Origin of the sequence: Streptomyces sp. G45, assembly GCF_049542095.1 — a bacterium.
In the GTDB taxonomy this organism is placed as follows: Bacteria; Actinomycetota; Actinomycetes; order Streptomycetales; family Streptomycetaceae; genus Streptomyces.
The window spans coordinates 3061468-3074341 of the sequence record NZ_JBMUZU010000001.1 but is presented as its reverse complement, the minus strand read 5'-3'; the positions used below and the strand labels follow the sequence as shown (position 1 = coordinate 3074341).

Genomic DNA, 12874 nt, shown 5'->3' with positions numbered 1-12874 from the left:
TCAGACGTCTCCCGCGATCGTGTTGCGCTCACTGGGCTGGACATAGACCAGGCCCTCGCCCTCGAAGCGGATCTGGAAGGCCTCGCCGCCGCCCTCGCCGAACAGATGGCGGAAGGTCACCCCGGACTGGAAGCTCTGCTTGAGGTTTCCCTGGTGCGCCACATACGCCCCGGGGTCGACGGTCAGGGGATACTGCTTGGTGACCCGCAGGACGACCGCCGGGCCGTCCGACATGATGGCCGCCTGGCCCATGCCCTCCACCGTCGTCGTGAACACGCCGTTGCCCTGGGAGGCGCCGCGCAGGCCCGTGAAGGTGGTGCCGGTGCGCAGTCCGGCCTCCGTGCACAGGAGGTTGCTCGACTCCACGTACAGCTTCTCGCCCTGGAGGTGGACCAGGCTGATCTCCGTGGCGCGGTCGGCGAACCAGCAGGTGCCGTGGCCCTTCACCTCCATCACCGTCATCTGCTCGTTCGTCAGCCGCCGCGTGACCATGCCGCGGATGCCCTCGCCGCCCCCCGTGAGCTTCTTGAAGATCATGGTGCCGTCGTAGGCGACCATCGACCCGTTCTTCGCCTTGACCGCGTCGCCGGTCATGTCGACCGCGAGCACTCTGCTGCCTTGCAATCGGAACGTAGCCACGACAGCGAAGGTATCGGCAGCGCTGCCCCGGGCGACAGGGCCGCCGACCCTGAACGCACCCGGGATCAACCCCGAGCCCACCCCCGAAAACCGCCCGCCGAGACCCTGATGCCACAATGGGGGACGCTTGTGCATCCGTTCACAAGATCGACCTCGATCCCGCTCCGAAGGTGACCCGTGGACATCAAGACCGCCTCCGCACTCCGCCGCCTCCGCCTGGTCTCGGTTCCCGAGGCCGTGTCCTTCCTGCTGCTGATCGTCTGCTCGGTGCTGAAGCGGACCACGGACTTCAACGCCGTGCCGGTGATGGGCATGATCCACGGTCTGCTCTTCGTGCTGTACGTGCTCTTCTGGCTCGACGCCTGGAACCGCACCAAGTGGGACGCCAAGACGGGCCTGCTCTACTTCGTCCTCTCGGTGCTGCCCACCGGCGGCTTCTTCGCCGACCGCAAGCTGAAGCGCGAGGCCGAGGCCGCGGTCATCGCCTCGCGCGCCCGCCGCGAGGGGGTCGTGAACGCATGATCGTCGCCTTCTCCGTGACGCCGCTCGGCGTCGGCGAGGACGTGGGGGAGTACGTCGCCGACGCCGTCCGCGTGGTCCGCGAGTCCGGCCTGCCGAACCGCACCGACGCGATGTTCACCTCCGTCGAGGGCGAGTGGGACGAGGTGATGGACGTGGTCAAGCGCGCCGTCGCCGCCGTGGAGGCCCGGGCGCCCCGGGTCTCCCTCGTCCTCAAGGCCGACGTGCGCCCCGGCGTGACGGACGGCCTGACCTCCAAGGTCGAGACCGTGGAGCGGCACCTGGCCGACGGCTGACGCCGCCGCTCGCCGCGCGGGCCCCCGCCGAGTCCTCGGCGGGGGCCTTTCGCTGTCCGGGCCGTGCTCCTGGGGTGGTTGAGCGATCGCTCAAGACCCTGCTATGTTTCCCTCGCAGCGGTTGAGCAGTCGCTCAAAGTAGTCGCTCAAAGCAGTCGCTCAAAGCAGTTGTTCAAGTGCGTGCTCGGGCAGTTGCCCTGCCGTGCTGACATGGGGGTTCGTTGATGAGTCTGTACATCGAGGCCGTGATCCGCGCCGATCTCGACCTCATCTGGACGCGCACCCAGGAGCCCGCCGAACACCAGCGCTGGGACCTGCGCTTCACGGAGATCGACTACCTGCCCAAGGTGGACGGGGAGCCCCAGCGGTTCCGGTACGCCACGCGCGTCCTGCCGTTCCTCGCCATCGCCGGGACCGGCGTCAGCGCGGGCGAGAAGCGCCGCCCCGACGGCACCCGCACCTCCGCCCTCCGCTTCGCCTCGCCGCACCCGCTGTCCCTGCTCGCCGAGGGCAGCGGCTACTGGCGGTACGTACCGACCGGCGACGGCGTCCGCTTCCTGACCGGGTACGACTACCGGCCGCGCTGGGGCCGCTGCGGCGCCCTCCTCGACCGGCTCGCCCTGCGGCCGCTCATGGGCTGGGCCACCGCCTGGTCCTTCGACCGGCTGCGCCTGTGGCTGGAGCGCGGTATCACCCCCGAGCGGGCCCGCGCCCACGCGGCCGCCGAGGTCGCCGTCCGCGCCCTGTGCGTCGCCGCCGCGGCGCTCGCCGGACCGCTGCCCGCGCTCGCCGCGGCGGCCGTCGCGCTGCTCGTGCCGCCACTCCCGGTGACGCCCGCGGCGCGCCGCTGCCTGCGCACGCCCCCGGAGCGGGTGCGGGCGCCGCGCCTCCTCGACACCCTGCCCGCCGCCCCCGCTCAGGAGCAGCCCGCGTGACCTCGATCTTCCGTACCGTCCTCGGCGCCGACTTCGACCGGCTGCACCCGCGGCTCCAGCGGCGCTTCTCCGTCGGGCTCGCCAGCGGCGAGGCCTGCGTCGGGCGCGGCGTCATGGACCGGATCTGGCACGGCCGCGGCTTCGTCAAGCCGTTCCTGGCGCTCGGCGCCACCCGGCACATCCTCGTCCCGCGCACCGGCCGGAACATTCCGTTCACCATCGAGAACGTGCCGTACGCCGACACCTTCGGCCGTGAGACGGTGACGTTCGTGCGCACCTTCCACTTCCCGGGGCGTCCCCGGCGCTTCGACGCCCAGATGATCCTCGCCCCCCAGGGCGACCGCGTCCTCGACTACCTCGGCACGCACCAACACCTCGCCAGCGACCTGCACTTCGAGGCGCGGCCCGACGGCTCCCTCGTCATCCGCTCCGGCGAGCACCGGTTCCGCGAGGGGCCCGTGGACGTGCGGGTGCCGGACCTCATCGGCGGCGACGCCGTGGTCCGTGAGTCGTACGACGACGCGGCCGGACGCTTCCGCATCAGCGTCCGCGTCACCAACCGGTACGTCGGGCCGCTCTTCGGGTACGAGGGGTCCTTCCGGGCCGACTACCGGGACGTGCGGGAGTGCGGGGTGCGGCCGGGGCTCAGGCCCGTGCGCGAGGAGGCCCGCGCGTGAGCACCGACACCCGCGTGAAGCTCCTCGACGGCGCGCTGCGCACCCTCGTCGAGCAGGGCATCGCCAAGACGTCCGCGCGGTCCGTCGCGGCGGCGGCCGGGGTCAACCAGGCCCTCGTCTTCTACCACTTCGGCTCCGTCGACGACCTGCTCGCCGAGGCCTGCCGGTACGCCACCGAGCAGCGCGTGGCCCGCTACCGCGGGCGGCTCGCCACGATCACCTCCCTCGGCGAACTCCTCGCCTTCGGGCGGGAGATGCACCAGGAGGAGCGGGACGCCGGGCACGTGGCCGTGCTCGGGCAGCTGCTCGCCGGGGCCCAGACGCAGCCGCGGCTCGCGGCGGCCACCGCCGCCGGGCTCTCCCTGTGGATCGAGGAGGTCGAGAAGGTCCTCGTACGGGTGCTGGGGGCGTCGCCGCTCGGGGAGTTCGTCGACACCGTGGGGCTCGCGCGGGCCGTGGCGGCGTCCTTCGTGGGGCTCGAACTGTACGAGGGGGTCGACGCGGACGGTGCGGAGCGGGCGCTCGATGCCCTGGAGGGGCTTGGGGGGCTTGTCGCCGCGCTGGACGACCTGGGGCCGGTGGCTCAGCGGGCGGTCCGCCACCGGTTGCGCCATGTGGCGCGGCCTCCGCGGCGTTAGCCCCTGCCGGGTCCTCGGGCGCGGGGTGTTCCCCCACCCACCCGCCCTTCCCCGTGGCCTGCGGCCCCGGCCCCCGCACTCGCCTGGGGCTCCGCCCCTTTCCCCCGAAATCGGCGCTCCGCGCCTCGTCCTCAAACGCCGGACGGGCTGAAACCCCCCGCCGCCTCCCACGCGACGGCGGGACCCCCCGCGAGGAGCGTCCGCCTCTCAGGCACCTCGCACGGGCAGGCGGATGGGCAGGGGATCTAGCCGCAGACGCCGACGGCGAGGGGACCCGCGGGGAGCGGCCCCACCCCCGCTGCCCCGCACGGGTGGGCGGGTGGGAAAGAGAACGCGCTGCAGCCGCCGACGGCGAGGCACCCCCGCGAGGGGCGTCCGCCTCTGAGGCGCCCCGCATGGGCGGGCGGGTGGGCAAGAGAACGCGCTGCAGACGCCGATGGCGAGGCACCCCCGCGAGGAGCGTCCGCCTCTGAGGTGCCCCGCATGGGCGGGCGGGTGGGGGAGGGAACGCGCCGCAGACGCCGACGGCGAGGAGACCCGCGGGGAGCGGCCCCGCCCCCTGCCCCGCACGGGCGGGCGGGTGGGGAAGAGGACGCGCTGCAGACGCCGACGGCGAGGAGACCCGCGAGGGGCGTCCGCCTCTGAGGCGCCCCGCACGGGGGCCCGCAGAGCGCCAGAGGCGAGCGAAGGGCCCACTCAACCGGACGCGCCTGGTTCGACACGTACGCGGATGTCCCGTTGTGTGTGGGTATCGGCATATTCATGGACCCCGAGCACAAGGAGGGCATCGTGCGGCCGGAGGGCTACGACTACGACACCCACAGCAGGCTCGCCGGTCCGCTCACCGAGCCGCCGAGCGGCGCTGGCACCGGCGCCGACGGCTACCGGGTGGAGTACCGGTCCCTGCTCTCCCGCGAGCCCCGCCGAATACGCGCGGTCCTCCTGATGACCCTCGCCCCGCTGCTCACCGGCGCCCTGCTGGTCTACCTGGTGTGGCCCACGCACTGGACGGAGCGCGAGGGCGGCGAGCGCTGGCTGGTGTGGCTGGACGTCACGATGCTGGTGGCGATCGGGCTGATCGAGTTGTTCATGCTGGTCAACGTGGTGTCGATCGCGCACGCGACGATGGTGGCCCGCGACCCGGTGCCCGTGCTGGCGGAGCCCGGCACCCGCGTGGCGTTCCTGACGACGTACGTACCGGGCAAGGAGCCCCTGTCCATGGTCCGCGCCACCCTCGAAGGCGCCGTCCGCATACGCCACGCGGGCCCGCTGGACGTGTGGCTGCTCGACGAGGGGGACGACGACGCGGCGAAGGCGCTCTGCGCGGAGCTGGGGGTGCGGCACTTCACCCGCAGCGGCGTACCGGAGTGGAACCGGGCGAAGGGCCCGCACAAGGCCCGTACCAAGCACGGCAACTACAACGCCTGGCTGGCCATGCACGGCGGGGAGTACGACTTCTTCGCCTCCGTGGACACCGACCACGTGCCGCTGCCGAACTTCCTGGAGCGGATGATGGGCTTCTTCCGCGACCCGGACGTGGCGTTCGTGGTGGGCCCGCAGGTGTACGGCAACTACGTCTCACCGGTCACCAAGGCCGCCGAGTCCCAGCAGTTCCTGTTCCACGCGCTGATCCAGCGCGCCGGGAACCGCTACCGGGCGCCGATGTTCGTCGGCACCAACAACGTCGTGCGGATCGCCGCCGTGCGCCAGGTCGGCGGGCTCCAGGACTCCATCACCGAGGACATGGCCACCGGCTTCGAGATCCACCGGCACCGGAACCCGGTCACGGGCCGCCGCTGGCGGTCGGTGTACACGCCGGACGTGCTGGCCGTCGGCGAGGGCCCGGCGTCCTGGACGGACTTCTTCACGCAGCAGCTGCGCTGGTCGCGGGGCACGTACGAGACGCTGTTCAAGCAGTACTGGAAGGCGCCGTTCTCGATGCCGCCCGGGCGCCTCCTGTCGTACACGCTGATGCTCGTCTACTACCCGATGACGGCCGTCAACTGGCTGCTCGGCATCCTCAGCTGCGTGCTGTTCCTGTGGTTCGGGGCGTCCGGCACGCAGGTCGCGGCCTCGGTGTGGCTGATGCTGTACAGCGACGCCGCCGCCCTCCAGATCGGCCTCTACCTGTGGAACCGGCGGCACAACGTCTCGCCCCACGAGCCGGAGGGCTCCGGCGGCCTCGCGGGCATGGCGATGTCCGCCCTGTCCGCGCCCATCTACGCCAAGTCGCTCGGCGCTGCCTGCCTGCGCCGCCCCTGCCGCTTCGTCGTCACCCCCAAGGGCGGCGACGCCACGTCCGACCGGCTGCTGACCTTCCGCGTCCACCTGTTCTGGGCGGTGGTGCTCGCCAGTTCCCTCGTCGCGTCGTTCGTGCTGGGCCACACGCACGTGGCGATGCGCACCTGGGCCGTGCTCGCCATGGCCATCTCGCTCGCGCCGGTCGCGGTGTGGAGCGTCACCGCGGTCCGCGACCGCAGGTCCCGCAGGGCCGCCCGGCAGGACCTCGAAGAGTGCGAGGGCGAGCCGGAGCCCGCCTTCGCCACCGGCACGACCACTGGAGGTAACTGACGCCATGGCCCCCCGGCTCACGCACGTGTCCAGGCTCTCCCAGCGCTCCAAGAAGGTCCTCCTCGGCGTGGGCGCGGGCGCGCTGCTCATCGGCCTCAACGCCCCGGCGGCGCTGTCCTTCGCCGAGGAGAAGTACCACGCGTACAAGATCTCCCGGCCGGGCTACAAGAAGAAGTACGGCTCCTGGAAGCAGGTCGACATCCCGGAGGAGTACCGCACCAACGCCATCCACGCGGCGCTCCTGCACACCGGCAAGGTGCTCATCGTCGCGGGCTCCGGCAACGAGCAGAAGAAATTCGACGCCGGGTCCTTCGACACCGTGCTGTGGGACCCGAAGAAGAACACCTTCAAGAAGATCCCGACCCCCGAGGACTTCTTCTGCTCCGGACACGCCCAGCTCCCCGACGGCCGCCTGCTGGTGGCCGGGGGCACCGCCCGCTACGAACTCCTCGACGGCGAGGTGGAGCGCGCGGGCGGCGGCATGCGCGTGAAGAACGAGAACCCGGACAAGCCGGTGGTCCTGAAGAAGGGCACCAAGTTCCGCTCCCCGTCGGGCGTCGAGTACGTCAGCAAGTTCGACGTCAAGGTCCCCAAGGCCAAGCGGGACTTCGAGATCACGTACTCCAAGGCCGGAGTGATGCAGCCCTGGAAGACGAAGGTCACCGCGAGCGAGGCCCGGGTCTTCGTGGAGGCGGTGCGCGAGGGCGAGCAGTCGGTCACGGAGAAGTCCGCGCAGTACGAGATCGAGGGCCTGACCGGCAAGGAGGCCGACAACACGTACGGCATCGCCGAGAAGCTCACCATGGACAAGCAGGACTTCCAGGGCATCAAGGCGGCGTACGAGTTCGACCCGAAGGCGGAGCGGTACGTGCCGGTGGAGCCGATGGAGAAGGCCCGCTGGTACCCCACGCTCGTCGGCCTGGAGGACGGCCGGGTGCTCGCCGTGTCCGGGCTCGACGACGTCGGCGTCATCGACCCCGGCGACAACGAGATCTACGACCCGAAGACCAAGAAGTGGACCGACGGGCCCAAGCGCTACTTCCCCACCTACCCGGCGCTGTTCCTCACCAAGGGCGGCAAGCTCTTCTACCCCGCGTCCAACGCCGGGTACGGGCCCGCCGACAAGGGCCGCAAGCCGGGCCTGTGGGACCTTAAGACCAACACCTTCACCAAGGTGCCGGGGCTCACCGACCTCGACCAGACCGAGACGTCGTCCTCCGTGCTGCTTCCGCCCGCGCAGGACCAGAAGGTGATGATCCTCGGCGGCGGAGGCGTCGGCGAGTCGGAGAAGTCCACCCGCCGCACGGCCGTGATCGACCTGAAGGAGGCCAAGCCGTCCTTCAAGACGGGGCCCGAACTTCCGCAGGGCACGCGGTACTTGAACAGCGTGATCATGCCGGACGACACCGTCTTCACCACCAACGGCTCCTCCGACTACCGCGGCCGCAGCGCCAGCAACATCCTCAAGGCCCAGTTCTACGACCCCAAGGCCAACGCCTTCCGCACGGCCGCCGAGCCGACCGTCGGCCGCAACTACCACTCCGAGGCGCTGCTGCTGCCCGACGGCCGGGTGGCCACCTTCGGCTCCGACCCGCTGTTCGACAACGAGCAGAACACCAAGCTCGGCCACTTCGAGCAGCGCATGGAGATCTTCACGCCGCCCGCGCTGCACAAGGCGGGCGAGGACCGCCCGGTGCTCGGCGCGGGCCCCGAGCAGCTCCCCGCCGACGGCCGCGCCACCTTCCGCACCGCGCACCCCGAGAAGATCGCCTCGGCCCGTCTGATGCGGCCCAGCGCCGTCACCCACACCACCGACGTCGAGCAGCGCTCCATCGCTCTGAAGGTGACCAAGGGGCAGGGCTCGATCACCGTGGACGTGCCCCGCGACGACGCGGCGCTGGTGCCGCCCGGCTGGTACATGCTGTTCGTGACGGACACCGACGGCGCCTCGTCCGAGGCGAAGTGGGTGCACGTCAAGTAGCCGGTGCGCGGCGGGCGTTCGCCGCGGCCCACCGGCGGCCACCCACCGGCGGCCGCTCACTGGGCCGCGACGAACGCCCCGTGCCTGAGCACCGGCACCTGGCTGCTCGCGTTCAGCTCCGTCGCGATCGCCACGTCGTCCGCGAAGCCGCCGTCGGCCAGTTCGCGCCCGGAGGAGCAGGCCGCGACGGCCGCGCCCACGTCGACGGACGCGGCGAACGCACTCGCGGCCAGCGCCGCCTCCGGCGACAGCGCCGTACGCTCGTGCTCGCGCAGCGCCGCGATCACCGCGCCCGCGCCGAGCAGGTCCTCAAGCGCCGGGCGCAGGCTGCCGTCGGGCCAGCGCTCGCCCGCGGCGATCACCCCGACGGGCCGCTCCACGGTGCCGTGGCCCTGTTCGGCGAGCCACCGCCCGACGGCGGAGCCGTTGCGCAGCGAGGCGGCCGTGACGGTCGCGGCGCCCGCGGCGGCCGCTATGGCCGAGCCGTTCGGCGAGGGCAGCACCAGGCGCGGCGTGAACGGCGCGCGCCGCAGGGCCGCCGGGGACAGCGACCAGGGCGCGGCCGCGGTGGCGGCGCGGCGGCCCACCGCGAGGTGGGCGTCCATCTGGCGGGCGAACGCCGTCGCGCTCTCGTCCCGCCACGGGTAGGGGAAGACTCTGGCGCCGGACTCCACGGCGACCGACACCGACGTGCAGAACGAGAGCACGTCCACGATCACCAGGCAGGTGACCTCCGGAGCGAGGTGCTTCGCCCCGGACGGACCCCACTCGAACCGCACGCCGTAGCCCTCTTGGGCGAAGTCGTCCCGCATGGGCAACGAGGCTGCCAGCCCCGGCCGTGCTTTGGCCAGTGTGATCAACGCGCCTGAGGGGTAAGGAGGTTGACCTCCACGCTTTCTCCACGCGCGCGGCAGCGGCCCAACAGCCGCGCTACGCCTTGGCGTTGCGTACGAGGCCGAGCGCGTAGTCCGGCCACCACTGACCGGCAGCGGGGCCGCCCCGGCAGGGGCCGTCCGAGTCGCCGGGCCGCTTGATCCACAGGTAGGCGTCGAGCAGCGGGTCGCCCGTGCGGTCCGTGGGCGGGGTGCCGAGGCCGCGGCCCGGCGGGTTGCACCAGGCGTCCTGCCGGTCGCCCGCGAGCGGGCCCCGGCCGTTGCGGCTGGTGTCCATCACGAAGTGCTTGCCGCCGACGGTGGCGGACAGGGCCCGGCCGTAGGCCTTGGTCGTCTCGTCGCTCTGGAAGTTGGAGACGTTCAGGGAGAAGCCGTCGGCGGCGTCGACGCCCGCGCGCCGCAGCGGCTCGGTGAGCTTGCGGGCGTCGGCGATCCAGCCCGGGTTGCCAGCGTCGAGGTAGACCTTGACGCGGGGCTGCCGCTTGAGGCGCTGGATCGCCTCCGACAGGAGCTGGTAGCGCTCCTCGTGGTACTGGCCGGGGGTGCAGCCGTCCACGATGTGCGGGATGGCGTCCGGCTCCAGGATCACCAGGGCCGGGCTGCTGCCGATGGCGTCGGCGAAGGCGCCGAGCCACTGCCGGTAGTACGCCGCGTCCCGGGCGCCGCCCGCCGAGTGCTGGCCGCAGTCGCGGTGCGGGATGTTGTAGGCGACCAGCACCGCCGTGCGGCCCTCCTCGGCCGCGCCCCGGGTGGCCTCGCGGATGTCGGGGGCCGGGTCGTCGCCCGCGGGCCACACCGCCATCGGCTGCTCGGCGATCCGCTTCAGCGCCTCGGCGTCCTTGGTGCGGCCCTCCCGCTCCCACTGCCGCACCTGCCGGGCGGCGGCGCTGTCCGGGTCCACCCAGAAGGTGCCGGGCCTGCCCTGTGCCGAGGCCCCGGCGTCCCGCTTCTCCCCGGCGGGCTTCTTCGCGGGCGCGGAGTCCGAACCGGACGAGCACCCCGCCGTGAGCCCGAGGGCCGCGAGGGCCGTGAGTGCCGTGAACGTGCGGAGCAGCCGGTGCATCCAAGACCCCTTGGGCGACGGTGACGGACGTCGCGCCAATCGTGACATAGGGCACTATTCGGTCCTGGGTGCGACACCGCCGGGGACGGGGCCTTCAGCCGCCCGTCGCAAGGGCCATGCCGAGCGGCGTCCGCTCGTACAGCACCTGGTGCCCGTACCGGCGCGACACCAGCAGGCCCGCGTCGCGCAGCGCGGTCAGCTGCGCCGACACCGACGACGGCGCGAGCCCCAGGCGGTGCGCGAGGGCCGTCGTGGTGGCCGGCTCCGCCAGGCTGGTCAGCAGGGCGGCCCTGGTCCTGCCGAGCACCCGGACCAGCGCCTCGGGGCTGTGCTCGTCCGGCGCCGCCCACAGCCCCGCGATGCCGCGCGCCGGATAGACCAGGGTCGGCTGCCAGGGCGGGTCGTAGCCGCTCACCACGTCCGGCCAGCTGAACACGCTCGGCATCAGCACCAGGCCCTGCCCCTCCAGGTGCCGCTGGTGCAGGCCCCGCCAGCGCGCGGTCAGCGTCCCCGACTCCCACGTCAGGCGCCGGTCCAGCTCGGGCAGCAGCGCCCCGAGGCCGACCTCCGCGAGCCGCCGCGAGTGGTACGCCACGTCCGCGTCGAGCAGCGCCCTCAGCCGGGGCCAGTGCGGCTCCACGAGCGCGTGCCAGGCCGCCTCCAGCGCGTCCGCCAGCTCCCGCACCGCGCGCGCCGGGTCGGTGAGCAGCCGCCGCCCGAGCGCGCTGTCGGCGGCGCCCGGGGTCTCCGCGAGCGCCCGCGCCATGTCGTGGCGGGCCGCCGCCGGGTCGGCCGCCCGGACCGCCGCGATCTCCTCCGCGAACGACGCCGCCGGGCCCAGCGGCGGCGGCCCCAGGAAGTCCGGGCTGTGCCCCCGGGACGGCATCAGCAGCCACACCGCCGCCAGATCGAGCCCCGCGCTCGTCTCCCGGATACGCCGCAGCCACTGCGGGTGGTACCCGTGCCGCGCGGGCCGCTTCAGCGTGCGCACGGCCTCCTGCGTCTCCCACAGCGGAGACACGGCGAAGCGGCACCGCAACAGGTCGGCTTCACCGAAGTGGAGGTGGAAGGGCATGGGGCGCGGCGGTTTCCTTCCCGGGGGTGCGTCTGGGGGAGCGGGGCGGCTGGATTCGGCCTGGGCCGAAACTCTAGGAGCGGCGGAACGGCTCCGCCAGGGTGATCCGCGTGACCGGGACGGACGCGACGGGAGGCGGGGCCGGAGTGGGTGCGACCGGGGCGGGCGCGACGGGATCGGAAGGGGCCGGGCTGAGCCGTACGGAGGCGGACGCGACCGGTCCCGGCGGCGGGACGCCGGTGGACGCGGCCGAGCCGGACACGGACGTGGCCGACGCCGTCGGAACGGGCGGGGCCGGGGCGGGCGCGGGCGGGTACCGGGCGGCCTTCGCCGTGCGGGAGTTCCGGGCCGTCTTCGCCGCGCACGCGCTGTCGTTGCTCGGCGTCGTCGTCAGCGAGATCGCGCTCACCGTCCTGGTGTACGACCTCACCGGCTCGCCGCTGCTCAGCGCACTCGCCTTCGCGCTCGGCATGCTGCCGTACCTCGTGGGCGGCACCCTGTTCGCCGGGATCGCCGACCGGTACCCGCCCCGGCGGGTCCTCGTCCTCTGCGACGCCGTCTGCGCCGTCTGCGCCGCCCTGATGGCGCTGCCCGCGACGCCGGTCGCCGCGCTGCTCGCCCTGCGCTGCCTGATCGCCGCCGTCTCGCCCGTCTTCAACGGCACCCGCATGGCGACCCTCGCCGACGTCCTCGGCGACGGGGACCTGTTCGTCCTCGGGCGCTCGCTGCTGCGGATGGTGTCGCAGAGCGCCGTGCTCGTCGGCTTCGGCCTCGGCGGGGTGCTGCTCACACTGGTGCCGCCGCGCGGGGCGCTCGTCATCACGGTCGCCACGTTCGCGGCGTCGGCGCTGCTGCTGCGCTGCGGCACCCGGCGCCGCCCCGCGCGCGGCGGCTCGGGGCCCGCCCTGATGCGGTACTCGCTCTCCGGTGCCCGCCAGGTGCTCGGCGACCGGCGCGTGCGGGGGCTGCTGCTCCTGCTCTGGGCGCCGCCGATGTTCGTCGTGGCGCCGGAAGCGCTGGCCGCGCCGTACGCGGAGCAGATCGGCGTCGGCACCGCGGGCGTGGGACTGCTGATGTGCGCGATGCCCGTCGGCACCATCGCGGGGGAGGTCTGGGCCGGGTCCGCGCTGTCGGCCGCGGCCCGCTCCCGCATCGTGCTGCCGCTGGCCTCGACGACGCTGCTGCCGCTGGTCGCGTACGCCTTCGCGCCCGGCCTCGCCTGGGCGGTGCCGGTGCTGGTGCTCGCGGGCGCCGGGGCGGCGTACACCCTCGGCCTCGACCGCTGGTTCGTCGACGCGGTGCCGCCGGAGCTGCGCGGGCGCGCCATGACCGTGCACACCGCGGGCCTGATGACGCTCCAGGGCGTCGGCATGGCGCTCGCGGGCCTGGCCGCGGAGTTCCTCGCCGTGAGCACGGTGGTCGCGGGGGCCGGGGCGCTCGGCACGGCGTGCTGCGCGCTGCTCGCGTGGGAGGTCCGGTCGACGGGACGCGCCGCGCGACGCCTCCCGGAACGCCCCGCGGCACGCGCCGCGGGGAACAAGTTGCCGAATCCCGAGACGAGGGTGACCGGCATGTGACCGGCGGCTA

Annotated in this window: 12 protein-coding genes; 8 read left to right on the top strand and 4 right to left on the bottom strand. The window is 73.3% G+C overall.

Going from position 1 to position 12874, the window contains the following annotated elements:
• Positions 1-639 (bottom strand): AIM24 family protein, encoded by a 639-nt coding sequence (locus ACOBQU_RS12225; RefSeq protein ID WP_423626559.1) that lies wholly within the window; start codon positions 637-639, stop codon positions 1-3.
• A gap of 177 nt (positions 640-816) precedes the next feature.
• Between ACOBQU_RS12225 and ACOBQU_RS12220 the strand changes: the two genes are divergently transcribed.
• The 7 genes from ACOBQU_RS12220 (at position 817) to ACOBQU_RS12190 (ending at position 8256) form a co-directional block, all read left to right on the top strand.
• Positions 817-1161, top strand: coding sequence for a DUF3817 domain-containing protein (locus ACOBQU_RS12220; protein WP_423626557.1), 345 nt, complete (start codon positions 817-819; stop codon positions 1159-1161).
• Positions 1158-1454 (top strand): MTH1187 family thiamine-binding protein, encoded by a 297-nt coding sequence (locus ACOBQU_RS12215; RefSeq protein WP_423626556.1) that lies wholly within the window; start codon positions 1158-1160, stop codon positions 1452-1454. The genes ACOBQU_RS12220 and ACOBQU_RS12215 overlap by 4 nt, the downstream gene beginning before the upstream one ends.
• A gap of 224 nt (positions 1455-1678) precedes the next feature.
• Positions 1679-2389, top strand: coding sequence for a hypothetical protein (locus ACOBQU_RS12210; RefSeq protein WP_423626555.1), 711 nt, complete (start codon positions 1679-1681; stop codon positions 2387-2389).
• A complete protein-coding gene (locus ACOBQU_RS12205) occupies positions 2386-3066 on the top strand; it encodes a DUF4166 domain-containing protein (RefSeq protein ID WP_423626553.1) in 681 nt (226 codons plus the stop codon). The genes ACOBQU_RS12210 and ACOBQU_RS12205 overlap by 4 nt, the downstream gene beginning before the upstream one ends.
• Positions 3063-3704, top strand: a complete 642-nt coding sequence (locus ACOBQU_RS12200) for a TetR/AcrR family transcriptional regulator (protein WP_423626552.1) — start codon at positions 3063-3065, stop codon at positions 3702-3704. Before ACOBQU_RS12205 ends, ACOBQU_RS12200 begins: the two co-directional genes overlap by 4 nt.
• Positions 3705-4493: 789 nt before the next feature.
• Entirely contained in the window at positions 4494-6275 is a 1782-nt protein-coding gene (locus ACOBQU_RS12195) for a glycosyltransferase family 2 protein (RefSeq protein ID WP_423634427.1), read from the top strand.
• A 4-nt stretch (positions 6276-6279) separates the two neighbouring features.
• A complete protein-coding gene (locus ACOBQU_RS12190; protein ID WP_423626550.1) occupies positions 6280-8256 on the top strand; it encodes a galactose oxidase-like domain-containing protein in 1977 nt (658 codons plus the stop codon).
• Positions 8257-8312: 56 nt separating this feature from the next.
• On the opposite strand, the gene ACOBQU_RS12185 is transcribed toward ACOBQU_RS12190, so the two are convergent.
• From ACOBQU_RS12185 to ACOBQU_RS12175, 3 genes are all read right to left on the bottom strand, one after another.
• Positions 8313-9068 carry a 2-phosphosulfolactate phosphatase gene (locus ACOBQU_RS12185; RefSeq protein WP_423626548.1) on the bottom strand — a complete coding sequence of 252 codons (756 nt, stop codon included), beginning with the start codon at positions 9066-9068 and terminating at the stop codon, positions 8313-8315.
• A gap of 118 nt (positions 9069-9186) precedes the next feature.
• Positions 9187-10212, bottom strand: coding sequence for a glycoside hydrolase family 6 protein (locus ACOBQU_RS12180; RefSeq protein ID WP_423626546.1), 1026 nt, complete (start codon positions 10210-10212; stop codon positions 9187-9189).
• Positions 10213-10306: 94 nt separating this feature from the next.
• Positions 10307-11287, bottom strand: a complete 981-nt coding sequence (locus ACOBQU_RS12175) for a DUF5937 family protein (protein ID WP_423626545.1) — start codon at positions 11285-11287, stop codon at positions 10307-10309.
• 266 nt (positions 11288-11553) lie between these two features.
• Between ACOBQU_RS12175 and ACOBQU_RS12170 the strand changes: the two genes are divergently transcribed.
• Positions 11554-12864 carry an MFS transporter gene (locus tag ACOBQU_RS12170; protein ID WP_423634425.1) on the top strand — a complete coding sequence of 437 codons (1311 nt, stop codon included), beginning with the start codon at positions 11554-11556 and terminating at the stop codon, positions 12862-12864.
• The last annotated feature ends 10 nt before the right edge of the window (positions 12865-12874 follow it).